Origin of the sequence: Spongorhabdus nitratireducens (assembly GCA_947387575.1) — a bacterium.
In the GTDB taxonomy this organism is placed as follows: Bacteria; Pseudomonadota; Gammaproteobacteria; order Pseudomonadales; family Endozoicomonadaceae; genus CANDOC01.
Genome location: CANDOC010000005.1, coordinates 280,875 through 305,017, shown reverse-complemented (window position 1 = coordinate 305,017; position 24,143 = coordinate 280,875). Strand labels below are relative to the sequence as shown.

Genomic DNA, 24,143 nt, shown 5'->3' with positions numbered 1-24,143 from the left:
ATTCCTGTAGAGGAGCATCCTCCACGGCAGCGGCCCCGTCGCCATTAATTACGCTGTCATCAACCGCAAAGCCAGCCCTTAACCGGCTGGCTTTTTCTTTTCCGTTCAGCCCGCGATAGCGGCAACCACCGCATCACCCATCTGCCGGGTATTAACCTGACGGCAACCTTCGGACATGATATCGCCGGTCCGCAGTTCCTGATCCAGCACCGAGCTGACGGCTGCTTCAATCGCATCTGCCGCTTCAGCTTCACCCAGGGAATAACGCAGCAACATGGCAACCGAGAGAATGGTGGCCAGCGGGTTGGCAATGTTCTGCCCGGCAATATCCGGGGCCGAGCCGTGCACCGGCTCATACATACCCTTGTTGTTTTCATCCAGCGAAGCTGAAGGCAGCATGCCGATAGAACCGGTCAGCATGGCAGCACAGTCGGACAGAATATCGCCAAACATATTGCCGGTAACCATCACATCGAACTGTTTCGGAGCTCGCACCAGCTGCATTGCCGCATTGTCTACATAGAGATGGCTCAGCTCGACATCCGGATATTCTTTGGCCAGTTCTTCGATCACTTCACGCCACAGTACGGTGACTTCCAGCACATTGGCCTTGTCGACCGAGCACAGCCGACCACCGCGTTTCCGTGCTGCTTCAAAAGCGGCGCGGCCGATGCGGCGGATTTCACTTTCACGGTAAACGTAAGTGTTGAAACCCTCTTTCTCGCCATTCTCGAGAGCACGCACACCGCGGGGCTCACCAAAATAGATGCCGCCGGTCAGTTCGCGGATAATCAGAATATCCAGTCCACTCACAACTTCAGGCTTCAGAGTGGAAGCTTCTGCCAGCTGCGGATAGAGGATGGCCGGACGCAGGTTGGCAAACAGGTTTAATCCGGCTCGTAAACCGAGCAGACCTTTTTCCGGACGACGGGCCATTTCCAGATGATCCCACTTGGGACCACCCACAGCGCCCAACAGAATGGCATCCGCAGCCCGGGCTTTCTCCATGGTTTCAACCGGCAACGGACAACCATGCTCTTCAATAGCCGAGCCGCCGACTAACCCGTAGTCCACTTCAATATCGAGATCGAACTTAGCTTTGACTGCATCCAGTACCCGAATCGCTTCAGTGGTAATTTCCGGACCGATACCATCACCGGGAAGAACCAGAACCTTGCTCATAGCGTGACATCCTGCATGTTTATTGCCGCGCCGAATTCTGTTTCAGGAATCCGGCATAACGGTCAGTATTATTTTCAGTGCTGAAATAACCAGGGGCAGCGTTGCTGATGCTGCTGCTCAAACGCCTGAATGGCATCTTCGGCCTGCAATGTAAGCCCGATATCATCCAGCCCTTCCAGCAGGCAGTGGCGCCGGAAAGGGTCAATCTCAAATGGAATCACCCGCCCCTTGGAGGTTTTAACGACCTGCTGCTGCAGATCAACGGTCAGGTGATAGCCTTCATCGGCAGCACATTCAGCAAACAGCTGATCAACAATTTTTTCTTCCAGAACAACAGGTAACAAGCCGTTCTTGAAGCAGTTGTTAAAGAAAATATCCGCAAAGCTGGGAGCGATAACGCAGCGGAAACCATAATCATCCAGTGCCCAGGGCGCATGTTCTCTACTTGAGCCACAGCCAAAGTTTTCCCGGGCCAGCAAAACGGAAGCACCTTCATAACGGGGCTGATTCAGCACAAATTCAGTATTCAATGGACGACCACTGCAATCCTGATCCGGTTGACCTTCATCCAGATAACGCAACTCATCAAACAGGTTCTTGCCAAATCCGGTGCGCTTGATGGATTTCAGAAACTGCTTGGGAATAATCAGGTCGGTATCGACATTGGCCCGATCCATTGGCGCGACAATGCCACTGTGTACGGTAAATGCCTTCATGCCCCGGCTCCTTCAAATTCCCGAATATCAACAAAATGTCCTGCAATCGCCGCCGCTGCCGCCATGGCCGGGCTGACCAGATGAGTCCGGCCACCGAAACCCTGACGTCCCTCAAAGTTACGGTTTGAAGTCGAGGCACAGTGTTCGCCCTGCCCCAGTTTGTCGGCATTCATAGCCAGACACATGGAGCAGCCCGGCTCACGCCATTCCAGTCCGGCATCGGTAAAGATCTTATCCAGTCCTTCTGCTTCAGCTTGGGCCTTGACCAGACCTGAACCGGGAACCACCAGCGCCTGCTTCAGCACAGAAGACACCTTGTGCCCCTTCACCACTGCCGCAGCTTCACGCAGATCCTCGATTCGGGAGTTGGTGCAGGAGCCGATAAAGACCCGGTCCAGCTGAATATCCGTCAGCTTCATGCCGGCTTCGAGCCCCATATAATCGAGCGCCCGCTGGATACTGCCAGCCTTCACACCATCATTTTCCTGCTGCGGATCAGGTACCAGACCATTTACCGGAGCCACCATTTCCGGTGAGGTACCCCAGGTAATCTGGGGCTGAATATCTTCAGCTTTTAACACCACTTCGTGATCAAACACGGCATCATCATCAGAGACCAGTGTCTGCCACCAGCTGACAGCCTGTTCCCACTGTTTGCCTTTTGGCGCAAAGGGACGGCCTTCAACATAGTTAAGAGTTTTGTTGTCCACAGCGACCAGACCAACCCGGGCACCACCCTCGATGGCCATATTGCACAGGGTCATTCGACCTTCCATTGACAGGGAACGGATGGCCGAGCCTGCAAATTCAATCGCACAACCGGTACCACCCGCCGTGCCGATTTCACCGATAATGGCGAGAATCACATCTTTGGCAGTAACGCCGGCACCCAGTTCGCCTTCAACGCTGACCCGCATGTTTTTCATTTTTTTGGCAACCAGACACTGAGTGGCCAAAACATGCTCCACTTCAGAGGTACCAATACCATGGGCCAATGCGCCAAATGCACCGTGAGTCGCAGTATGGGAGTCTCCACAGACAACGGTCATACCCGGCAGGGTTGAGCCCTGTTCCGGGCCAACAACGTGAACAATACCCTGCCGCTGATCCTGCATATCAAACTGCAGAACATTGAATTCCTTGCAGTTTTCATCAAGAGTCTGAACCTGGATTCGGGATACCGGGTCAACAATACCGTTGATACCTTCTTTCCGCTCATCCCGGGTGGTCGGCACATTATGATCCGGGGTGGCAACATTAGCTTCCAGCCGCCAGGGCTTGCGTCCGGTCAGCTTCAGGCCTTCGAACGCCTGCGGGGAGGTCACTTCATGCAGCAGATGACGATCGATATACAGCAGGGCAGAGCCGTCATCCCGCTCTTTAACCAGATGGGCATCCCAGAGTTTGTCGTAAAGGGTTTTACCTGCCATATCTCGTTTCCTTTAACCTGAACCTTGACCTGAACCTGATGTTATTTGACTTGTGCCTGGTTGAAATCGTGCCCGTACTTTCAGGATCTACTGAACTGATGTACGTACTTTCCGCTCATGGCTGAGTGCATCGTAATAGAGCGTGAAGAATAACTCAAATTCATATATTTTATATTTGGAATGAATTTTAGGAATACTTTGATTTAGTGGATACTAACAGTCTTAACGCCTTTGTAGCCGTTGCCCGATCCGGCTCTTTTTCGCTTGCGGCAGAACAACTGCACCTGACCCAGCCCGCTATCAGCAAGCGTATCGCAGCGCTGGAATCCCAGCTGGATTGCAAGCTGTTTGACCGGTTCGGGCGTAAAATCACCCTGACTGAAGCGGGCCGGCTATTGCTGCCCAAAGCGCAACGGATTATGCAGGAATTGGCCGCCTGTCGCAGTGAACTGACCAATCTGTCAGAACAGGTGCGCGGCAGTCTGACACTGGCCACCAGCCACCATATCGGACTGCACCGCCTGCCCGAGCCACTGCGTCACTTTACTCAGGCTCACCCCCAGGTGCAGTTGGACATCCAATTTCTGGATTCGGAAAAAGCCTGCGAAGCCGTGATTGCCGGTGATATTGAATTGGCAGTGATTACGCTCTCTCCTGATTCATCCACCCAACTGGTAAGCAAATCACTGTGGCGGGATAACCTGTGCTTTGTTACCTCACAGGAACATCCTCTTGCGGAAAAAGAGCAGGTGTCGCTGGCAGACCTGGCCGATCATCCGGCAGTCTTTCCGGGAACCCATACGTTCACCCACCACTTTGTGCGCCAGTTATTTGAACAGCAGCAACAGTCATTTCAGGTTGCGATGTACACCAACTACCTGGAAACCATTCGCATGCTGGTCGGACTGGGACGCTACTGGAGTGTATTGCCTGAGACCATGATCGAGTCGTCGCTGGTGAAGTTACCCATTGCAGAAGGAGCAGACCTGCATCGAATGCTGGGCTATATTCATCATCGAAACCGTACCCTGAGCCGCGCTGCTCAGGCCTTTATTGAACTGTTGGAAGGAACTGGCTGACAGGCTGCAGGTCTGTTCTTACTGAAAAGGACTGAACAGACAATGACTAAACTTCGCTGGTATCACCCTTGGCTACTGCTTGCCCGACTACTGCATTACCTGCCCGGCCCGGTGCTCAATGTTTTTATCGGGTTTACCGGCAAGGTACTTGATCTGGTTTTATATAAAACTGCCCGGCAAGGACTTGCACTGGCCTTCCCGGCCAAATCACCTGCCGAGCGCAGCAGAATTGCTTCCCGCGCTGCCCGAAATATGATTGCCGGTGCTATCTCGATTGTCCGCCTGAACAGAATGAAGTTCACACTGGAAAATAAGGACGTTATTCAACAGTGTTACGATCCTGACCACGGACTACTGATTGCTTCATTGCATATGGGACCTCCGGAAGCCGCAGCACTGCAACTGCAACAACTTGGGTATCCGGTTGCAGTACTGATCGGGGCAGGAAAAAGGAGTCCCCGCTTTAATGCCTTTGGTCGTCATATTCTGGGCTGGTATGGGTTACAGCCGCTCTTGCGTGGCAATCCGTTGCTGTTAATGAAAAGCCTGCGACAGGGACACTGCATTACCTTTCACAATGATATGCGAGCCAGGGATGCTGAAGTAGATTTCTTCGGTCGCAAGGTGCGGGCGCCGGCCAGTGTGATCAGTCTGGCACTGGCGCAGCAGCAACCCTTGCTGTTTCACTATGCCACGCCAAATGGCAAAAACAGCTGGAAGCTGCACTTTGAAGCGTTTGAGCTTGAATCAACCGATGACCGCGATCATGATACTCAACAAAATCTGCAGCGACTGATGGATCGGATGGAATCAGTGATTCGGAAGTATCCCGAACACTGGATCTGGCACTATGACCGTTTCAGTCTGAAAAAACTGGCTCGAAAAAACCGCCACTGAATCACGACAAAACCCCATTCCGCAACAAACGGGAATCAGTGATAATCCTTCGCCATGAATAATGCTGACTCCCAACCCTTTATTGCCCCGCCCTGCCATGAATCTTTGCAGGAAATTTATCGTGATGACCAAATTGTTGTCGTTAACAAGCCCGCCGGTTTACTGAGTGTGCCGGGGCGTCATGAAGCCAACCGTGACTCCGTTCTCAGCCGGTTACAGCAAATTGAACTGGAAACGCGTGTTGTACACCGACTGGATATGGCCACTTCCGGATTGATGATCCTGGGACTGAATGCAGACAGTCACCGCCATCTGAGCCGCCAGTTTCAGGACCGTAAAGTCAGTAAGGAATATACTGCCGATATCTGGGGACACCCTGAGCAACAGCAAGGTGAAATCAAATTACCATTACGTTGTGACTGGCCCAACCGGCCAAAGCAAATGGTTGACTTTGAGCTGGGCAAATCAGCCCATACCCGATTCAGGGTAATCAGCCATACCGGGAACTCAACCCGGGTCAGTCTGGAGCCGGTGACCGGCCGTTCACATCAGCTGCGGGTACATATGGCTGAAATGGGGCATCCGATTCTGGGCTGTCCTTTCTATGCTCACCCTGAAGCCTGTGCTGCTGCTAACAGGCTGCATCTTCATGCCACCTCCCTGAGCCTGACTCACCCGGTTACAGGGCAAGAGATAAACTTCAGCTGCCCGGCACCTTTTTGATTCGCAGATCAAAATCCTCTTAACTTGAAGTTAAGGGATTAAAACAACAAAGGCTTGCTGGCAAGTAATGGCGGATCACAGAGTGGGGGGAAGTCGCCCGGTCGGAGCGACTCCTGAATATGACCAAAAAACCAAGCCATCATTACGACGCAAGGTTAAAGCCTTTATTGCCAGGCAATTCAGGACGATCAGAAACTGGTTTCCGACCATAACCTTCGTCAAAAAGAAACAGCAGCCGCATTTTTTTGACTTCAGCGTACCGCCTGAATCTATTGGCATTCGTCAGCGGCGTGGCTTTGTTGTTCGCCCCAACCGGCAACATTTAGTCAGGGGGCCGGAACAACAAGGGCCGGGCCCCATTAACCCTGAAGCTGTTCCGATGCAGCGAGCGGTCACTGAAGCAGCTACAGGCTGTAGCCAGAACGGCTCAATTCCCGAGTCTCTCGTTACGACCTATCGCAATACCGTGGAATCAGTGGCTATTGGCGGAGATGAAATTTTCGCCTCATTTGGTGATGTGATTCGGGGGGCCCGTCAGGAAGTTCTGATTCAGACATTCTCCTGGGAGCCCAATTCTCCGGGGGTACAAAAGCATATCATTCCGGCCCTGCGCGCACTCCAGCGGGAAGCGCATCAGCATCCGGAACGGTTTCGCTTACCTCTGAAAATCAAGATTCTGGTAAATCAGGCCCGAGGCCCTGCTGCCAAATTTATGAAACGCAAGAAGGGTAACCGGGCGCCAACAATTGAAAATCTGCTTCCCGGATTCAAACCCGATCGCCGGTTACTGGATGTTCGCGGCGGAGTGCATGCCAACCTGCTGACTGATGGCCTCCACAGCAAGACAGTGGTTGCTGATGGATGTCGTGCGGCCATCACCGGTGCCAATATTCAGCGTCGTAATCATGCCGGTACTGAAGGACGGGGACTGGCAGCTTACGACACCGGTACTGTTGTCAGGGGCGAAGTTGGTATGGCGCTGCGCAGCGGCTTTATGCATAACTGGGTACGCGGTCTGGACGCACGGGATAAGCCAAACCGGCAGGTAAGATCACTCCGGTATCCACCGGATTTTTCCCGGGACCCGGAACTGACTGCGACACCCATTACCGTACTGACCCGCAAGGCCAATCCCAATATTGCCGAGCGTTCGATTGACTGCCCCCAGAGTCAGGGACTTCTCACTGCAATCAACGAAGTAGAAAAGCGAATCGCAATCCAGTCTCCCAACCTTAATAACACCGTACTGATCAAGGCGCTCGCGACAGCAGTTGAACGTGGGGTGAAAGTAGAGCTGCTGCTATCCAAACGGTTCAATGAGCAGCGGGAAAGTACTCTGGGTGCCGGTGGCACCAATGCCGAAGCTGTTTCCAAACTGTTTCAGCTGTGTGGTCACCCCAACCCCAATCTGGATATCCGCTGGTATGTACCTCCCGGCGATACCATGCCAGTAGAAGAGAACAAACCGGGAGGAGGCGCCAGCCATGCCAAGTTTGCCAGCTTTGATGATCATATGGTGGTCGTCGGCTCCGCCAATATGGATAACCAGAGCTGGTACTACGCCGATGAAACATCACTGGCCATTTCCGGCAAGGACAACACCTGTTATATCCGCGACCGTTTGTTCCAGCCCGCTTTTGACCGGAGTAAACCGGTCACCAATCCTTGAGACATATCAAAGCATTTACCTTCGCCAGAGGAGTAGGCTGCAATTTCAATAACAACAAGGCGAATCAGGGCATACCCTGATCAGCCTGATAATGAAAAACAATCGGGGGGAAACTATGGAAACATCAACACTGTTACTGCTGTTCTGTCTTGCTGCAGCGATTAACACCACTATTTGCCTGTGGCTTTATCGTAAATAATCTGAATCCGAAACGGGTTTGCTGACGTACAGACAGTAGTCGACTGTTAAATCTGACACGCCGGTAAAAAGAGCGTGGCTGTTACACAAGGAATTCCGTCTGTATGTCCTATTTTCTGCCGGTGGCGTCGATCGCCATACTTTTATTGTCGTTTTTTATTGCACGACCCAGTAATCAGTCCGAATCATTTTTTCACGGTAAAAGCTCAACCGGAAAAGCACCTACGTTGCTGACACTGGTATTGTCTCAAGTTACAACCTGGATATTTGCCCGCTCACTGCTGAACGCTGCCATTCTTGGTTACTACTATGGCCTGTGGGGCACACTGGCTTATGCAGCTTACTATCTGTCGTTTATTACCGGTGGCATGATTATCGACAGCCTGCGCTTCCGGCATGGATATGATTCAGTGCAGGCGTTTCTGAAAGACCGCTTCGGTGCAACCGGCACTCGTTGCTACAACTTTGTCATTGGTATCCGCCTTGTAAGCGAAGTCTTTGCCAACCTGCTGGTGATTGGCATTTTGTTCGGGGCTGCCGGCAGTCAGATTTATACCCTTGCAATTGTCGGTTTTGCCATTATCACGCTGGCTTATGCCGCACTGGGAGGATTGCAGACATCCCTGAAAACCGATGTCCTGCAGATGAGTCTGTTTATGGTGGTACTGACAGCTTTGGTACTGCTGATGTTCGGGCATAGTGAATTCTCCACCGCCACCCTGTTATTCAAACCCTTTGATATCACTGAACCCGGTCCGGTACTGATAGCCGTTGCCCTACTGCAGGTGTGGAGCTATCCGATGCATGATCCAGTCATGATGGATCGCGGCTTCCTGGCTGATCGAGCAACAACCCGCAAGAGTTTTCTTCATGCCGGCTGGCTGGCAACCCTCTGTATCATTCTGTTCGGATTACTGGGTGTATTTGCCGGCGCCAATACCGTCAGCGGTGAAGATATGAATGCTACCCTGACCCGTCTGCTGGGCGAAACACCAATGCTGTTGTTCAGCCTGGCGCTGGTGATCTCGGCCATGTCTACCCTCGACTCCACCCTGTCCAGTGCATCCAAGCTGGTTGCTGTTGATATGAAATGCGTTCATGCCAGCGTGACCAATGGCCGTCTGATTATGGCGCTGTTTATGCTGGCCGGTCTGGGCCTGGTCTTTCTTGGCAACAAGGATATTTTCAGTGCCGTTGCCGTCAGCGGTACGGTCTCCATGTACCTCACCCCGGTTATTCTGTTTTCACTCTGGGGTAACCAGAGAGATATTCCGGTCTGGAGCTACCGGGCTGCCTTTGTAACCGCACTGGCCGGGGCTGCACTTTATTTTACCGAGTCTTCAGGCCATACCGACCTGATCGGCCCAATGTTGGATATCAGTCATAAATATTCCAAGCTGTTGGTGATCTGCATTGCTGTTCTGTTCGCTGGCTGTGGTGCATTCTTGCTGGGTTTGATGACCGGTCATCGGACATCGGCTGCACGGAGTATTGATTGATGCGGACGCAGGATTTAGGCGAACTGAATGGACCCGTACTGGTTTTTGGTGGCCCCTACAGTAACCTTCAGGCTACACAAGCGATCAAAGCCATAGCTGAACAGCATAATATCCCGGTACAGAATATTATTTGTACCGGCGATACCGTGGCTTATTGTGCTGAGCCGGAAGAAACCGTTCAACTGATCAAGGAATGGGGCATTGCCGTTATTGAAGGCAACTGTGAAGAGTCCTTCGGTAATGATCTGGGCGACTGTGGCTGCGGCTTTGAGAGCGGTACCCAGTGTGACCTGCTGTCAGCGCAGTGGTACAGATATGCTGCATCCAGATTAAGCAACGACAGTCGTCAGTGGCTAAGAACACGCCCACAAAAGATTTTGTTCTCTCTGGCGGGAAAGCGCTTTACTGTTATTCACGGCAGCATGGAGCAGAATAACCATTATATTTTTGCCTCAACATCTGAGGAAGAAAAACGAAGGAATCTGCAACAGGCTGGAACAGATGTCATTATTGGTGGACATTGTGGATTGCCGTTTTATCAACAAATTGGTGACAAGCTCTGGCTAAACCCGGGTGTTATTGGTATGCCGGCAAACGATGGCACGCCTGATGGCTGGTATGCACTGCTGACTCCTTCAGCTGAAAATTCGGGATTGGACATCCGGCTTGAGCGGCTTTCATATCCCTTTAAAGACGCCGCTCAGGCTATGGTTAAACAGGGCTTGAAAGCTGGTTATCACCAGACGCTCATAACCGGCATCTGGCCCAGTCTGGATATCCTTCCGGAAGAAGAAAGAAAACAGCAAGATATTCCTCTGGAAACAGGAAGTATTTTGTTACTCTGATCCGTCTTTTCATTCGGGTATCCTGTAAGAAGGATACCCTCTTGATACTTAGCATTATCTATGCCGGATTCCAGTTTTTTGTATGATCACTTTATTAACGCTTGATCACTGAATATAGGTAAAGGTCAATCCAAATTAATCAGGAGTATCTCTACAATAATTCAGCTCTTCGAAATTCTTCTATATTAATAAAAAACAGCTCCTGCTCTTATCAGGGAAGATAAGCTCATGCTCAAACCCAGCGTCAGACTTGGGGATACAGATCGTTCCAGGCTCCAGCAACTGGACGATATGGTTGCCCGAAATACCCAAAATAAAGGCAGAAAAGCCAAAGCAATGGCTTCGACTGTCAGAATGGATGAAAAAGGACAGTTACATCTAGGCCAGAAATCACGAAAAAAAGCCTGGTTCCTTCGCAGTGTCTATACAGTGCTGCAATTCGTTCCTCTCGTTGGCAAAAAAGTTAACCGGGCTATTAACGATATTCAGTTAAAAAATGAAAGCCAGCAAGCAGATGCTGTGAAATGGCTAAACTCTCTACCCAAAGCAAACTCTGACAAAGATATCCAGCTGACAGGTCGTAAGGTGAAATCACTGACGGAGCGAAGTGCCGTGACTCTTCAGGATACCTGCCTGTTTGTAAACCAACGCCTTCAATCCAACCAGCTGGTAAAGGATCATCACGCAAAGACTGTTCCCAACTTCAGTGAACCCAGTGCTTCAAGCATTGTTTTCAGACACCTCCCCGGTTTTGGTGAAGAGGTATAAAACACCGGCTTTCATATTGAGCAACGCGACATTTTATTCACTCATAATAAAACTCCCGCCAGAAGCGGGAGTTTTTATTTCAGCGGTTAATCAACCCAGACCCGGGCATTACGGAACATTCGCATCCATGGTCCATCTTCCTGCCAGCCATCCGGTTTCCAGGAATGTTGCACGGCTCGGAATACCCGTTCGGGATGAGGCATCATAATGGTCACCCGACCATTACTGCTGGTCAGACCGGTAATACCCGCCACAGAACCATTCGGGTTGTAGGGATAGCGCTCGGTTACCCGACCCGCATTATCGATATAACGTAGGGCAATCTGGTTGCTGGCTTCGAGCGCCTTCACCTGAGCCGGACGTTTGAATTCAGCATGTCCTTCACCATGGGCCACCGCAATGGGCATCCTGGCGCCAGCCATGTCACTCAGGAATACCGAGTTATTGGACTGAACTTCAACCATCGCCAGTCGGGCTTCAAACTGTTCTGAACGGTTACGAACAAAGTGTGGCCAATGCTCGGCACCCGGAATCAGCTCATGCAGATTAGACAGCATCTGACAGCCATTACATACACCCAGCGCAAAACTGTCGGTACGGTCAAAGAAAGCCGCAAACTGCTCTCGCGCCTGACTGTTAAACAGGATGGATTTAGCCCAGCCTTCACCGGCGCCCAGTACGTCACCGTATGAGAAGCCACCACAGGCCGCCATGCCCTTGAACGACCTTAGCTGAACCTGACCGGAGATAATATCGCTCATATGGACATCAACAGCTTCAAAGCCGGCACGGTCAAAAGCCGCTGCCATTTCAGTTTGGCCGTTAACTCCCTGCTCCCGTAAAATCGCAACCCGGGGACGCTCACCGGAGTTGATATAAGGCGCTGCAATATCCCGGTTGATATCCCAGTGAACCGATACGTTCAGACCCTTGTCGCTGTCATCCAGCAGGTTATCGTATTCCTGACGGGCACATTCCGGATTATCCCGCAGTGACTGCATGGCATGAGTGGTTTCCATCCAGATCCGCTGGTAGCGGATACGGTTGCAGCTCAGCAGCTCATGTTTGCCAGCCAGAATCCGGATCTGCTGACTGTTGTCGACCTTGCCCAGGGTATGGGTGCAATCTCCCAGACCCGCTTCTGCCAGACGATCCTTAACCGTCCCTTTATCCTTGCTCCGCACCTGAATGACAGCGCCCAGTTCTTCACTGAACAGGACCTCAGCCGGAGTGGCTTCACCGGTCAGCAGTTTATCGATATGGATATTCATACCGGCATGGCCGGCAAAAGCCATTTCCATCAGAGTGGTGTAAAGGCCGCCGTCGGAACGGTCGTGATAGGCCAGCAGCAGTTCGTCCTGCAACAGTGACTGAATGCTTTCAAAGAAGGCCGCCAGCTGTTCCGGACGATCCAGATCCGCCGCGCGGGAACCGGTTTCATTGAAGACCTGGGCCAGCGCACTGCCACCGATACGGTTCTTGCCATTACCCAGATCGATCAGGATAACTTCTGTATCACCCTGATCGAGTCGCAACTGAGGTGTAACGGTACGGCGAATATCCTGCACCGGAGCAAAGGCAGAAATAATCAACGACAGCGGCGCAGTGACCGACTTGTCTTCATCATTGTCTTTCCAGCGAGTACTCATGGACATGGAGTCCTTACCGACCGGAATGGTAATGCCCAGCTGCGGGCAAAGCTCCATGCCGACAGCTTTTACCGTGTCATACAGTTTCTCGTCTTCACCAGCATGACCAGCCGCAGCCATCCAGTTGGCAGACAGTTTGATATCAGAGATCTTGCCAATCCGGGCGGCAGCAATATTGGTAATGGACTCACCAATCGCCATTCGGCCGGAAGCCGGTGCATCCAGCAATGCTGCCGGAGTCCGTTCACCCATCGCCATGGCTTCACCGGTGTAGCTGTCAAAGGATGATGCTGTCACCGCACAGTCAGCCACCGGTACCTGCCAGGGGCCAACCATCTGATCCCGTGCCACCAGCCCGGTAATAGTCCGGTCACCAATGGTGATCAGGAAGTTTTTGGCAGCAACGGTGGGCAAACGCAGAATGCGTTCAGCAGCATCATTCAAGTCCAGTTCAGCAGTATCGAACGGCTGGTGAGAAACACTGACCCGCTCAACCGTCCGCTTCATTTTTGGCGGCTTGCCCAGCAACACATCCAGTGGCATATCCACCGGTTTGTTTTCAAAGTGACTGTCAGTCACCAGCAGGTGCTCTTCTTCTGTTGCTTCACCGACTACAGAAAACGGGCAGCGTTCACGAATACAGATAGCTTCAAAGGTATCCATATCCTCCGGCGCCACAGCCATCACATAACGTTCCTGGGATTCGTTGGACCATACCGCCAGCGGCGACATACCCGGCTCATCATTGGGCACATTGCGCAATTCAAAGTGGCCGCCACGACCACCATCACTCACCAGTTCGGGGAATGCATTGGACAGGCCACCCGCACCGACATCGTGAATAAAGCAGATCGGGTTGGCTTCACCCATCTGCCAGCAGCGATCGATAACTTCCTGACAGCGGCGTTCCATCTCCGGATTTTCCCGCTGCACCGAAGCAAAGTCGAGGTCTTCCTGACCGTCAGATGAAGTCATTGAGGAGGCAGCACCACCGCCCAGACCAATCTGCATGGCGGGGCCGCCCAGCACAATCAGCTTGGCACCAACCGGAATTTCACCTTTCTGCACATGCTCGGCGCGGATATTACCGACACCGCCCGCAATCATGATGGGCTTGTGGTAGCCTCGCACTTCTGCACCCGCAGCACCATTGGCCTTCTGTTCATAGGTACGGAAATAGCCACACAGGTTGGGACGACCGAACTCATTGTTGAATGCAGCGCCACCAATCGGGCCTTCCAGCATGATATCCAGCGCGGACATAATCCGTTCAGGCTTGCCGTAGCCTTGTTCCCATGGCTGCTCTTTGCCCGGAATATTCAGGTTGGATACAGTAAAACCGGTCAGACCGGCTTTAGGCTTGGAGCCGCGGCCGGTTGCACCTTCATCACGAATCTCACCACCTGAGCCGGTGGCAGCACCGGGATGCGGCGCGATAGCAGTGGGGTGGTTATGGGTTTCCACCTTCATCAGGATATGGATATCTTCTTCCTGCGCACCCCAGACTTTTGAGTCGCTGTCCGGCATAAAGCGCCCGGCTTTGGAGCCTTCAATAACAGAAGCGTTATCCTTATAGGCAGACAGAACACCTTCCGAATGCATTTCATGAGTATTGCGGATCATTGCAAACAGGGACTTGTCCTGCAGCTCACCATCAATTTCCCAGTCAGCATTGAAAATTTTGTGACGGCAGTGCTCAGAGTTAGCCTGGGCAAACATCATCAGTTCAACATCTGACGGATCGCGCTCAAGACCCTCGAAACTCTCGACCAGATAGTCAATTTCGTCATCAGCCAGGGCCAGGCCCAGCCGAATATTGGCAGCTTCCAGTGCCGGACGGCCTTCAGCGATGACGGGTACAGTCTCCATCGGAGCCGGCTCATACTGTTCAAACAGTACGGCGGCATCTTCCGGGCTGCCAAGTACGATCTCGGTCATACGGTCATGCAGGACGGCAGCCAGTCGCTGCCGGGCATCTTCGGAAATTGCTTCACTGTACTCCACATACCAGCAAATACCCCGCTCCAACCGGCGGATCTTGTTCAGTCCGCAGTTATGAGCAATATCGGTGGCCTTGCTGGACCAGGGTGAGATTGTGCCGGGACGGGGTGTAGTCAGCAGTAATTGACCAGCCGGTTCCCGTTGCTGAGCTGAAGGGCCATAAGTCAGTAACTGCTGCAGAATCTGCAGCTCCTGATCACTCAGTTCCTGCGCCACATCGGCGAAATGAACAAATTCAGCGTATAACCCCCTGACGGCAGGATCCGCTTCTTTCAGGACGTCCAGTTTTTTTTGCAGGCGAAATTCAGACAAGGCAGGCGCGCCGCGCAGGATCAGCATGGCTTTGAGTGTCCTCTGGTATCAGTCAGACAAACCACCTTCACGACAGCGACAGGTTCAGCATCACTTGATTGCCAGTTTGCGATGTCCGGTAACATCACAATAAACAGAGGCCGTGCAATATAGGCCCGGTGTTATACCCGCTGGAGTGTTAGCGCTGTTCTCATAATTCTTATGGCTTTTCTGTGCCCCTGAGCCGACCTGTTACATGAAGGCGTAAAGTCGCTCTATCACGGGATAATCTTGTGCGGCCGGTATGCCTGCAACAAGAGTAGTGATGGACGCGTATGATACCTGCGCCATGCCGTGAACGAAAGCCCTGTTTCCTGCTCGCCTCCTTATCGATACAGGTATTAACCCTCAAACCGGCATAACATCAGGGATCAGGAACAAAAACAGTGAACTATAGTCCAAATTATTCCTGAATCGGGAAATAAATCGGGCATGACAACAGGGACTGGTCGACAAAAAACGGCGCATGGCTGGCAGCTTCTGAGATATCTCAGCCAGCTGATGCTTTTGGCCGGATTAATATTGCTTCCCTGCCGGGCTTCGCTTTCCGGCGACCTGTCACACGCCCCGACCCTGACAATAACAACCCGGGGCAGCGTTGCTGCCGGTCTGGCCGGCTTTCACCCTCGCCCACTGTCAGCTGCAGAGCAAAAGATCCTGCAGCAGCGCTGCAGACAGCGCCTGCCTCAGTACGAATCACTTTTTCGCCAAGCTGCCCATCAATATGCGCTGGACTGGCAGTTGCTGGCTGCAGTCAGCTATCAAGAATCTCACTGGCACCCAAAAGCCAAATCACCCACCGGTGTACGTGGCCTGATGATGCTAACTCGCCAGACGGCCAAAGAACTGGGGATCAATAACCGGCTGGATCCGGCTCAAAGTGTCAAGGGCGGTGCATGTTACCTGAGAAAGCTGCATGATCGGCTACCAAAGGAAATCCAGGAGCCGGATCGTACCTGGATGGCATTAGCAGCCTATAACGTCGGCTATGGTCACCTGCAGGATGCCCGTGAACTGACACGCCGTAAAGGCATGAACCCCAACCACTGGCATGAAGTCATGCATATTCTGCCACTGCTGGAGGATCCGCAGTGGCATGGTAAAACCCGCTATGGTTATGCCCGTGGGCGGGAACCGGTTAAATATGTAGAACAGATCCGCTCATTTAATCTGGCGCTGAACCAGCAGCCCGCTTCAATGCCTTCTTCTCGGCCCGGCGGCGGCGGAAAAAAGCACTGAGTTGTTCACTGCACTCGTCTGCCAGCACGCCACCGGTAACTTCTACCTGATGATTCATATGTGACTGCTCCAGCACCTGACTCATACTGACGACGGCACCCGCCTTGGGCTCGGTTGTGCCGTAAACCAGCCGGTCTATCCTGCTGTGAATCAAGGACCCGGCGCACATGGTGCAGGGTTCAAGGGTGACATAGAGGGTACAACCACTCAGCCGGTAGTTTTCAATTGTCGCAGCCGCCTGACGCAGTGCGGTAATCTCGGCATGAGCAGTAGGGTCATTATTACTGATTGGGGCATTCCAGCCTTCACCGATAATTTTGCCCTCATGCACGATAACCGCACCAACCGGGACTTCCCCGGCCTCTGCCCCTTTGGCCGCCAGCTGCATGGCGTAAGCCATCCACTCCTGATCTGTTTTTTGTATTGTCATGCCCTGCTCTGAAATTCAATGCCATAGCTGACCCTGTTGTTGAAAAGAGTCTGCCAACCTGTTGATTTTATTAAAATTCGACTGCAGCGAGGATATGAAAAAAGCGAGATTATCAGCACCGGATCACGTATGGAGCCGACAACTACCCGCCGAAAACCCCACACTCCCGGAATCACGATATATACTAAAACAAAGGTACTATTATTCCAGTCTGATTACCTGAACCCGATACAGCCTCATACCCGAAGCAACAGGTCAGACAGCGGAAGCAACAAATTGCCCAGTTACATGCCAGCGGAGGGTATGTTCAATGTCTTACAAGTCCCATGTTGAGGAAAACCTGCAAAAGTTTGCCGAGACCATCGGTCTGGGAGAACTGAGCCTCAACGAACACGGCGCCTGTGGTCTGTGTTTTGATGAAACCCTGATCGTCAACATGGAATACCTGGAAGAAGATGAAGCGCTGGTGTTTGTATCTTCCGTCAAGCCAATGGAAGCACATGCCAAAGGCAAGGAAGCCCAGTACGAACATCTGCTTTCGCTGAATCTGCAACATCACAGTATGCAGGGTGCCTTCCTGGCGCTGAATCACGACCAGACAGAAATGCTGCTGATTCGCTCTATGGTCGCTTCAATCGATTACGGCCAGTTTGAATCCACCTTGGAAAAATTTGTTAATACGCTGGAATGGAGTGTCACCGAAGTCGACAACTTTGAAGGTGGTGACGGTAGTAGCACCGGCGGTCAGGCCCCATCCCAGACTCCGCCTCCGGGACCGGGCAATGACATGGGCATGATGGTTTAAACCACCATTTATATCCAGCAGACTTCACCGCAACACAAAAAGGGCAGCACTTCAGCTGCCCTTTCTTTTTGGCAAGCTATGAAGATGTTAGTGGCGACCCAAGTGTTATCTAATCAGTCAGCCCGCCGATGTATATCAGGGATATCTTGAACGGGAAAGGGAGTCCGGTGTGTCACAGGCATTGAATTACCTCACCGAAGCATTGGAAACGGCGGTTACTACCAGTCGCCTGGTCGATATTCGTGGCCGAGTGACAGAAGTACAGGGGATGATTATCAAGGCTGCTGTACCGGGCGCCAAGATTGGTGAACTGTGCGAGCTGGTTACCCCCGGAGAAACTGAAGTCAGCTATGCCGAAGTGGTTGGCTTTCAGCAGCACGATGCAATTCTTTCCCCTCTTGGTGAAATGATGGGAGTTTCTTCCAACACCGAGGTTATTCCTACTGGTAAGGTCCACCATATTGGTGTGGGCGACCACCTGCTGGGGCAGGTACTTGATGGCATGGGTAACCCGATCAACCCTGATCTGTTCCCTCACGACGTCGAGCCTGATGCATTCTATCCGGTATATGCGCCCTGCCCCGACCCCATGACACGAAAAATCATCGATAGCCCGATGCCACTCGGATTGAGAGTACTGGATGGTGTTTTGACTTGTGGCGAAGGCCAGCGGATGGGTATCTTCGCTGCAGCCGGCGGAGGTAAGAGTACCTTGCTGTCCATGCTGGTTAAGGGAGCGGACGTCGATGTTACGGTGCTGGCCCTGATCGGTGAACGTGGACGGGAACTAAGAGAATTTATTGAACACGATCTCGGCCCCGAAGGTGTTAAAAAATCGGTTATTGTCGTCGCCACCTCGGACCGCTCTTCCATGGAAAGAGCCAAAGCCGCCTATACCGCCACAGCAGTAGCTGAATACTTCCGTGACCGGGGACAACGTGTACTGCTGCTGATGGACTCAGTCACCCGTTTTGCCCGGGCCCAGCGTGAGATTGGTCTGGCAGCCGGTGAACCTCCAACCCGTCGGGGTTTCCCACCCTCCGTATTTGCCACCCTGCCTAAATTGATGGAACGGGCGGGTATGAATGACAAGGGTTCGATCACCGCACTTTATACCGTGCTGGTAGAAGGTGACGATATGAGTGAACCAGTCGCGGATGAAACCCGATCAATTCTCGACGGCCATATTATTCTTTCCCGCAAGCTGGCAGCCTCCAACCATTACCCGGCTATTGATGTACTCAGCAGCGCCAGCCGGGTTATGAATGCCATCACTTCTGATGAACACAAGGCTGCAGCAGGCAAGCTGAGGGAACTGCTGGCCAAGTACGAAGAAATCGAGCTGCTGGTCAAGGTCGGCGAATATAAGGCCGGCGCTGATGCGGTTGCCGATGAGGCATTGCAGAAAATCGATGCGATCAAAGCTTACCTGCAGCAACGCACTGACGAGCTGTCTCCCTTTGAGACCAATGTGGAACAGCTGCAGCAGCTGATCGGATAACGGACTGAGTTATGCTGCATGATCTGTTGAAGATAAAACGTATTCGGGAGAAGTCAGCCCAGGATGAAGTCAGAAAGTGCCGGCATCATCTGGATGCAGCACGGGCCGAAGTACTGAAGCGGGAACAGGAACTGGAAGAGTACAAAATCTGGCGCTATAAAGAAGAACAGCGCTTATATGATAATATTATTAATACAGAGGTTAAACAAAACGACCTGAGTGGCCTGAAAGCAAAAGTCGCCAACCTGCGGGCAAAGGACTTTCAGCTTGAGCAGGCGATAGATGACGCCAAGGGACAAGTCGTTAAAGCAGAGCAAACGCTGGCCGCCGCTGAAGAAGCGTATCGCAAGGCAATGCAGGCCACCAAAAAGTTTGAAGAGTTTACCCGGGTGCTGGACGAAGAGAAGCGCAAGGAACAGGAAAGGCTTGAAGAACTGGAACTGGAAGAGTTCACCGTCAAGCCCAATCACTTTTAGCACATGGGCATTTTTAGCACATGGACAGTGACATACAGGGACTGCAAGGAGCGCAGCAATGAGCAGAATTGACGGGAGCAGTGCGCCTCAACAGAATAATCAGCCCGATGAGCCGAAAGAAGCCAGTCAGAAGGACAGTGACGACTTCAGCAAGCGCATGGAAGAAGACGGTAAAAAGTCCGGCAAGAAAGATGAAGCCAAGCTGAAAAAGCAAAGCCCGGAAGAATTGATGCGGGCGATGCAGAAGAAAAGTCAGGGCATGGAAGAGCAGATGGTCGGCATTGAAGCCCGTGGCCAGATGCAAACAGGCCCCGGTGAAATGATGCCCGGCAAGGTTGCTGTTCAGCAGGCTCGCGGCAGTGAGAATATGGCCAATGATATGCGTCAGCTGGCCGACAGAATTGCCACCACTGCCGATGCTGCCAAAGGCACCTCCGAAGTTAAAATTTCCCTCAAGAATGACTTTCTACCCGGTACGGACATCACCGTTAAACAGGTTAATGGTGAGCTGAAAGTCAACATTGTCACCAACAACCCTGACGCCCATCAGGTGATCAGCGCTGGACAGGAACAACTGCTCAGCAACCTGAAAGAAAAGTTCGGTGAAGTTTCAGTTGATCTGCAAATGGAAAGCAATGACCGGGATCAGGATGATCCTGATGGCCGTTCCCGTGATCAGCGTGACTACGAAGAAGACGAGGATGACAGCTGATGGCAGCCGCCCGCTCGCTTCCCCTGCCCCGGCTGGCAACCGAGCAGGTAAGACTGGACAACCTGATCTGCCGGCATGGAGAGCCGTTCGATCTGCAGCTGGGTAAACACCATGTTGAAGTCCGGTTGCAGCCAGCGGGCCCCAGTCATGACTACAAGTACCGTATTGATTTTCAGCAGGACGATACCACCCAGAGCCTGCGTCTGAGCGAACAGTGCTTTGATCTGATTCTGCCCGGCAAACTGACCGCCGAGAATGCAGTCAAGATGCCGGAAGAGCTGATGCTGGCTGCTCTCAGTTACAGCTTTGATCAGGCCCTTGGACAACTGGCCCAGACTTTGGGTATTCAGTTTGCGATACAAAATGCCGGTACTGACCAGCAGCACCATGATGCAGCAGAAGCCGGAGTATTACTGGAAATCCGTACCGATGAGGGTTTTACCAGCGGTTTTCTCACCTACACACCATTACTGGAAAAACTGCTGGAACAGATGCCTGCAGCGGCAGCAGGCTGGCAGCCCGATATTACCGTACCGGTTTACTGTCGTGCCGGTGAAAGCACAATTAACGGTGAAGAACTTAAAAGCCTCGGGACCGGTGATATTGTTTTAATGTCACATTGTGACTTTGAGGACGAATCAACAGTTAAAGTGTCGATAGCCAATCACCTGCTGTTTGATGGCTCGCTTTCCGGCAACACAATCACATTGGGTGAAAGGGTTCACAACGCCATGGAAGAGTCAGAAGAAATGGCCTCCCCGGAAGAGGCTCTGGAAGCACAGCACGAAATGGTCGATGACATGGAGCATATGGCTGAAGAGTCAGCGGCAGAAGCTCCGGTTAATCTGTCAGAACTGCCGGTGCAGCTGACATTCGATATTGGGCACAAGGAAATCAGCCTCGACGAGTTGCAACGCTGTCGTCCCGGCATGACCTTCGAGCTGGATCGGGATGCTGAAAGCCCGGTGATCATTCGGGCCAACGGCAAAATTATTGCCGAGTGTGAACTGGTTCAGGTGAACCGCCATATCGGCGCCAGGATTACCCGCATGCGCTCATAGGCAACTATGAGTACTCAAAGGTAACCGAAGCAAGGATAACAGGGGCCTGCAGTAAAAGGACGTTCCCCGGCAGACAGGCAGGCAATTCATGGATCTGAATTCACTTACCAGTCCCTTTTATTTAATGCTGCCGCTGGCAGCATTATCGCTGGTGCCGTTTATCGCCATTATGGGGACGTCCTACCTCAAGCTGGTGGTAGTGTTCAATATCCTGCGAAATGCGACCGGTCTGCAGCAGGTACCACCCAACATGGCCCTGAATGCACTGGCTATTATCCTGACCCTCTACATCATGGCACCCATTGGTTTTGATGCCTACGAAGACCTGAAAGACCGGGAGTTCAGCTTTAATGACATGTCCTGGGTAGAAGCCTTTGATGATGCTTCTGTTCCGTATCGCCAGTTCCTGATCAAGCATACCAGCGCTGCACAGCGTAATTTCTTTTTGAAATCCGCCCGCACCCTGTGGCCCAAAAAGTATCAGGGAGAGCTAACCGGTGACAGCATGCTGATCCTGCTGCCGGCATTCTGTATTACCGAGCTGACGCGCGCTTTCCAGATCGGGTTCCTGCTCTATCTGCCGTTTATTGTTATCGATTTGATTATCTCAAATATTCTGTTGGCCATGGGTATGATGATGGTGTCGCCCATGACCATATCACTGCCCTTCAAGCTGCTGCTGTTTGTGCTGCTGAATGGCTGGACCCGACTGATTCACTCACTGGTATTGAGTTACTACTGACCACTGCAAGGAGGCGGTGTATGTTTGAAACAGACGTTCTGACGCTGGCCGGACATGCTTTGCTGCTGGTCCTGATCCTGTCCATGCCACCCATTATTGCCGCCGCCGGTGTTGGCCTGCTGGTGAGTTTGCTGCAGGCACTGACCCAGATTCAGGAGCAAACCCTGCCTTTCGCCTTCAAGCTGATTGCAGTAATTATCAGCATCTTTGCTACTGCGCGCTGGCTGGGGATTGAGATCTATAACTTTTCGGTCAGGCTGTACGATATGATCCCCGAGATCCAGTAACCGTGTTTGATCCTCCGGCTGAAATGGTCGTCCAGATGAAGGACTGGACGACGGCCTACTCCATGGGGCTGCCACGCATCCTTGCCCTGTTTGCTTTTGTACCGGTTCTTAACAGCAAGATTATGGGCGGCACCATGAACCGCAATGGTGTTGCTGCTGCATTGGTACTCTGCGTTCTGCCAGTCATCAAGGCCGGCAAACCTGAAGTCGATCTTGATGCCTGGATGTATTTTGCCATTGTGATGAAGGAAACCATGATTGGAATGATCATTGGTTTCTGTATTGCCATTCCCTTCTGGGCGCTGGAAGCCTGTGGTTTCTTTATTGATAACCAGCGGGGTGCTTCCATGGCCAGTACCATGAACCCGATGTCTGGTTCGGAAACATCGCCGATGGGCCTGCTTTTCTCCCAGACGTTCAATACCATTTTTATTTTGAGCGGGCTGTTTCTGTTATTGCTGGAACATCTATTTAAAAGCTATGCCATGTGGCCGGTGTTTTCGTTTTACCCATCAATGGAAAGCAGTGGTACCCTGTTTATCCTGACCCAGTTTGACCTGCTGATTACTATTGCCATGTGGCTGGCGGCTCCGGTCGCTATCAGTATGTTTATCACCGAATTTGGCGTTGCCCTGATCAGCCGCTCTGCCCCCCAGTTAAACGTGTTTGTACTGGCCATGCCGATCAAGAGTGGCGTGGCCGCCGCTGTACTGGTGGTTTATGTATCATCCCTGATGGTGCTGGCCAAAGGCCATCAGACCCGCAGTCTTGGCAGTATTTTCGATCAACTGAAAGTCCTGTTCCAGTAACCGGGGGAAGAGATCATGAGCGGTGAAAAGACCGAAGAACCCACCCCGAAAAAACTGCGAGATGCACGAAAAAAAGGTCAGGTCGCCAAAAGCAAGGAAGTATCGGGTACCGTAGGTATGGTTGCTGTCCTGGGCCTGCTCTGGGCCATGAGCGACACCTACATGAATGCCATCAAAGAAATGTTGCTGCTACCACCCAGCGTTTATAACGAAGAGTTTCTTGAGGCACTTGAGCTTGTGGTTGAAGGTATTCTCGAACAGGCCCTGACACTGATTTTACCGCTGGTTGTTGTTGCCATGTTTTCAGCGATCATTGGTAATGTAATGCAGTTTGGTTTTCTGATTGCTTTTGAGTCGATCAAACCGGATATCAAAAAAATCAGCCCGGTTGCTGGTGTAAAGAAAATCTTTGCGATCAAAAACCTGGTTGAGTTTCTTAAGTCAATTCTAAAAATTGCCCTTCTATCCGTTGTTGTCTATTACGTAATCCATGGCAGTATTGGCGATCTGATCAATCTGCCTTATTGCGGCTCAAGTTGCATTCTTCCTGTTGTCGGCGTACTTATGAAAAAATTGCTGATGTACGCCATGATCGCCTTTGTCATTATTGCCGTTGCTGATTTCATGTTTGAAAAACAACAGTTCACCAAACAAAACAAGATGAGCAAGGATGAGGTAAAACGCGAGCACAAAGAATCTGAAGGTAACCAGGAAATTAAGGGTAAGAGGAAGCAGATTCATCAGGAGATGATTAACTCCACTGATGATGTCAAAAAATCAGATGTTGTCATAAAAAACCCGACCCGAATCGCCATTGGCCTGCACTATAAAAAAGGTAAAACCCCTCTACCGATCGTAATGGCCAAGGGAACGAATACCAATGCTAAATATATCCTCGCAATCGCCAAGAAGTACGATATTCCGGTTATGGAAAATGTACCACTGGCTCGTAACCTGATGGCTCATGCAGAACTGGCATCCTATATTCCGGCAGATCTGATTGAGCCTGTGGCAGAGGTGTTCAGGTGGGTTCAAGAGCTGAAAGACCAGAACACACCTGAAGACTAGAAACCT

General features: G+C 51.9%; 22 protein-coding genes. 17 read left to right on the top strand and 5 right to left on the bottom strand.

Translation table 11 applies throughout. The features are described 5' to 3' along the window. Window positions 1-105 precede the first annotated feature (105 nt). From leuB to leuC, 3 genes are all read right to left on the bottom strand, one after another. Window positions 106-1,182: a 3-isopropylmalate dehydrogenase gene (gene leuB / locus ACYZZ0_RS11570; RefSeq protein WP_461536784.1), complete on the bottom strand. Its 1,077-nt coding sequence runs from the start codon at window positions 1,180-1,182 to the stop codon at window positions 106-108. A gap of 74 nt (window positions 1,183-1,256) precedes the next feature. Further along, the gene (gene leuD / locus ACYZZ0_RS11565) at window positions 1,257-1,898 is read right to left on the bottom strand and encodes a 3-isopropylmalate dehydratase small subunit (protein ID WP_461536783.1); all 642 of its coding nucleotides are present in this window, start codon (window positions 1,896-1,898) and stop codon (window positions 1,257-1,259) included. Further along, entirely contained in the window at window positions 1,895-3,328 is a 1,434-nt protein-coding gene (leuC, locus tag ACYZZ0_RS11560; protein WP_461536782.1) for a 3-isopropylmalate dehydratase large subunit, read from the bottom strand. Before leuC ends, leuD begins: the two co-directional genes overlap by 4 nt. A 206-nt stretch (window positions 3,329-3,534) precedes the next feature. Here leuC and ACYZZ0_RS11555 point away from each other — a divergent pair, with 206 nt between their 5' ends. The 7 genes from ACYZZ0_RS11555 (at window position 3,535) to ACYZZ0_RS11525 (ending at window position 11,006) form a co-directional block, all read left to right on the top strand. Next, a complete protein-coding gene (locus tag ACYZZ0_RS11555) occupies window positions 3,535-4,407 on the top strand; it encodes a LysR family transcriptional regulator (RefSeq protein WP_461536781.1) in 873 nt (290 codons plus the stop codon). A 42-nt stretch (window positions 4,408-4,449) separates the two neighbouring features. Continuing rightward, the gene (locus ACYZZ0_RS11550; protein WP_461536780.1) at window positions 4,450-5,304 is read left to right on the top strand and encodes a lysophospholipid acyltransferase family protein; all 855 of its coding nucleotides are present in this window, start codon (window positions 4,450-4,452) and stop codon (window positions 5,302-5,304) included. A gap of 54 nt (window positions 5,305-5,358) precedes the next feature. After that, window positions 5,359-6,027, top strand: coding sequence for a pseudouridine synthase (locus ACYZZ0_RS11545; protein ID WP_461536779.1), 669 nt, complete (start codon window positions 5,359-5,361; stop codon window positions 6,025-6,027). A 67-nt stretch (window positions 6,028-6,094) separates the two neighbouring features. Then, complete coding sequence (locus ACYZZ0_RS11540; protein ID WP_461536778.1) at window positions 6,095-7,696, top strand: phospholipase D-like domain-containing protein; 1,602 nt, start codon at window positions 6,095-6,097, stop codon at window positions 7,694-7,696. Between the two features lie 302 nt (window positions 7,697-7,998). After that, the gene (locus ACYZZ0_RS11535) at window positions 7,999-9,393 is read left to right on the top strand and encodes a sodium:proline symporter (protein ID WP_461536777.1); all 1,395 of its coding nucleotides are present in this window, start codon (window positions 7,999-8,001) and stop codon (window positions 9,391-9,393) included. Next, on the top strand, window positions 9,393-10,238 hold the full coding sequence (locus ACYZZ0_RS11530; RefSeq protein ID WP_461536776.1) for a metallophosphoesterase family protein: 846 nt from the start codon (window positions 9,393-9,395) through the stop codon (window positions 10,236-10,238). Before ACYZZ0_RS11535 ends, ACYZZ0_RS11530 begins: the two co-directional genes overlap by 1 nt. A gap of 228 nt (window positions 10,239-10,466) precedes the next feature. After that, window positions 10,467-11,006 carry a hypothetical protein gene (locus ACYZZ0_RS11525; RefSeq protein ID WP_461536775.1) on the top strand — a complete coding sequence of 180 codons (540 nt, stop codon included), beginning with the start codon at window positions 10,467-10,469 and terminating at the stop codon, window positions 11,004-11,006. Window positions 11,007-11,092: 86 nt separating this feature from the next. Here ACYZZ0_RS11525 and purL read toward each other — a convergent pair whose 3' ends face one another. After that, window positions 11,093-14,995 (bottom strand): phosphoribosylformylglycinamidine synthase, encoded by a 3,903-nt coding sequence (purL, locus tag ACYZZ0_RS11520; RefSeq protein ID WP_461536774.1) that lies wholly within the window; start codon window positions 14,993-14,995, stop codon window positions 11,093-11,095. Window positions 14,996-15,439: 444 nt separating this feature from the next. On the opposite strand from purL, the gene ACYZZ0_RS11515 reads away from it, so the two are divergent. Then, window positions 15,440-16,246: a transglycosylase SLT domain-containing protein gene (locus ACYZZ0_RS11515; RefSeq protein WP_461536773.1), complete on the top strand. Its 807-nt coding sequence runs from the start codon at window positions 15,440-15,442 to the stop codon at window positions 16,244-16,246. Here ACYZZ0_RS11515 and tadA read toward each other — a convergent pair. Further along, the gene (gene tadA / locus ACYZZ0_RS11510; RefSeq protein WP_461536772.1) at window positions 16,173-16,676 is read right to left on the bottom strand and encodes a tRNA adenosine(34) deaminase TadA; all 504 of its coding nucleotides are present in this window, start codon (window positions 16,674-16,676) and stop codon (window positions 16,173-16,175) included. The genes ACYZZ0_RS11515 and tadA overlap by 74 nt on opposite strands. 310 nt (window positions 16,677-16,986) lie before the next feature. Here tadA and ACYZZ0_RS11505 point away from each other — a divergent pair, with 310 nt between their 5' ends. The 9 genes from ACYZZ0_RS11505 to sctU all read left to right on the top strand — a co-directional run bounded on the left by ACYZZ0_RS11505 (window position 16,987) and on the right by sctU (window position 24,137). Further along, window positions 16,987-17,481 carry a type III secretion system chaperone gene (locus ACYZZ0_RS11505; RefSeq protein ID WP_461536771.1) on the top strand — a complete coding sequence of 165 codons (495 nt, stop codon included), beginning with the start codon at window positions 16,987-16,989 and terminating at the stop codon, window positions 17,479-17,481. A 169-nt stretch (window positions 17,482-17,650) separates the two neighbouring features. Beyond that, window positions 17,651-18,982: a type III secretion system ATPase SctN gene (gene sctN / locus ACYZZ0_RS11500; protein ID WP_461536770.1), complete on the top strand. Its 1,332-nt coding sequence runs from the start codon at window positions 17,651-17,653 to the stop codon at window positions 18,980-18,982. Between the two features lie 11 nt (window positions 18,983-18,993). Beyond that, window positions 18,994-19,458: a type III secretion system stalk subunit SctO gene (gene sctO / locus ACYZZ0_RS11495; RefSeq protein WP_461536769.1), complete on the top strand. Its 465-nt coding sequence runs from the start codon at window positions 18,994-18,996 to the stop codon at window positions 19,456-19,458. A 58-nt stretch (window positions 19,459-19,516) separates the two neighbouring features. After that, window positions 19,517-20,170: a type III secretion HpaP family protein gene (locus ACYZZ0_RS11490; RefSeq protein WP_461536768.1), complete on the top strand. Its 654-nt coding sequence runs from the start codon at window positions 19,517-19,519 to the stop codon at window positions 20,168-20,170. After that, window positions 20,170-21,231, top strand: a complete 1,062-nt coding sequence (sctQ, locus tag ACYZZ0_RS11485) for a type III secretion system cytoplasmic ring protein SctQ (RefSeq protein WP_461536767.1) — start codon at window positions 20,170-20,172, stop codon at window positions 21,229-21,231. Before ACYZZ0_RS11490 ends, sctQ begins: the two co-directional genes overlap by 1 nt. Window positions 21,232-21,319: 88 nt before the next feature. Then, the gene (gene sctR, locus ACYZZ0_RS11480) at window positions 21,320-21,973 is read left to right on the top strand and encodes a type III secretion system export apparatus subunit SctR (RefSeq protein WP_461536766.1); all 654 of its coding nucleotides are present in this window, start codon (window positions 21,320-21,322) and stop codon (window positions 21,971-21,973) included. Between the two features lie 20 nt (window positions 21,974-21,993). Next, the gene (gene sctS / locus ACYZZ0_RS11475; protein ID WP_461536765.1) at window positions 21,994-22,260 is read left to right on the top strand and encodes a type III secretion system export apparatus subunit SctS; all 267 of its coding nucleotides are present in this window, start codon (window positions 21,994-21,996) and stop codon (window positions 22,258-22,260) included. Between the two features lie 2 nt (window positions 22,261-22,262). Then, window positions 22,263-23,069, top strand: a complete 807-nt coding sequence (sctT, locus tag ACYZZ0_RS11470) for a type III secretion system export apparatus subunit SctT (protein ID WP_461536764.1) — start codon at window positions 22,263-22,265, stop codon at window positions 23,067-23,069. 15 nt (window positions 23,070-23,084) lie between these two features. Continuing rightward, window positions 23,085-24,137, top strand: a complete 1,053-nt coding sequence (sctU, locus tag ACYZZ0_RS11465) for a type III secretion system export apparatus subunit SctU (protein WP_461536763.1) — start codon at window positions 23,085-23,087, stop codon at window positions 24,135-24,137. Window positions 24,138-24,143 lie beyond the last annotated feature (6 nt).

Bases quoted from the DNA above. Each gene is read 5' to 3' on its own strand.
- leuB (WP_461536784.1), bottom strand. From the start codon at position 1,182: ATGAGCAAGGTTCTGGTTCTTCCCGGTGATGGTATCGGTCCGGAAATT.
- sctR (WP_461536766.1), top strand. From the start codon at position 21,320: ATGGATCTGAATTCACTTACCAGTCCCTTTTATTTAATGCTGCCGCTG.
- leuC (WP_461536782.1), bottom strand. From the start codon at position 3,328: ATGGCAGGTAAAACCCTTTACGACAAACTCTGGGATGCCCATCTGGTT.
- ACYZZ0_RS11525 (WP_461536775.1), top strand. From the start codon at position 10,467: ATGCTCAAACCCAGCGTCAGACTTGGGGATACAGATCGTTCCAGGCTC.
- sctO (WP_461536769.1), top strand. From the start codon at position 18,994: ATGCTGCATGATCTGTTGAAGATAAAACGTATTCGGGAGAAGTCAGCC.
- purL (WP_461536774.1), bottom strand. From the start codon at position 14,995: ATGCTGATCCTGCGCGGCGCGCCTGCCTTGTCTGAATTTCGCCTGCAA.
- ACYZZ0_RS11530 (WP_461536776.1), top strand. From the start codon at position 9,393: ATGCGGACGCAGGATTTAGGCGAACTGAATGGACCCGTACTGGTTTTT.
- sctU (WP_461536763.1), top strand. From the start codon at position 23,085: ATGAGCGGTGAAAAGACCGAAGAACCCACCCCGAAAAAACTGCGAGAT.
- ACYZZ0_RS11540 (WP_461536778.1), top strand. From the start codon at position 6,095: ATGGCGGATCACAGAGTGGGGGGAAGTCGCCCGGTCGGAGCGACTCCT.
- ACYZZ0_RS11550 (WP_461536780.1), top strand. From the start codon at position 4,450: ATGACTAAACTTCGCTGGTATCACCCTTGGCTACTGCTTGCCCGACTA.
- ACYZZ0_RS11515 (WP_461536773.1), top strand. From the start codon at position 15,440: ATGACAACAGGGACTGGTCGACAAAAAACGGCGCATGGCTGGCAGCTT.
- sctQ (WP_461536767.1), top strand. From the start codon at position 20,170: ATGGCAGCCGCCCGCTCGCTTCCCCTGCCCCGGCTGGCAACCGAGCAG.
- ACYZZ0_RS11505 (WP_461536771.1), top strand. From the start codon at position 16,987: ATGTCTTACAAGTCCCATGTTGAGGAAAACCTGCAAAAGTTTGCCGAG.
- tadA (WP_461536772.1), bottom strand. From the start codon at position 16,676: ATGACAATACAAAAAACAGATCAGGAGTGGATGGCTTACGCCATGCAG.
- ACYZZ0_RS11545 (WP_461536779.1), top strand. From the start codon at position 5,359: ATGAATAATGCTGACTCCCAACCCTTTATTGCCCCGCCCTGCCATGAA.
- sctS (WP_461536765.1), top strand. From the start codon at position 21,994: ATGTTTGAAACAGACGTTCTGACGCTGGCCGGACATGCTTTGCTGCTG.
- ACYZZ0_RS11535 (WP_461536777.1), top strand. From the start codon at position 7,999: ATGTCCTATTTTCTGCCGGTGGCGTCGATCGCCATACTTTTATTGTCG.
- leuD (WP_461536783.1), bottom strand. From the start codon at position 1,898: ATGAAGGCATTTACCGTACACAGTGGCATTGTCGCGCCAATGGATCGG.
- ACYZZ0_RS11490 (WP_461536768.1), top strand. From the start codon at position 19,517: ATGAGCAGAATTGACGGGAGCAGTGCGCCTCAACAGAATAATCAGCCC.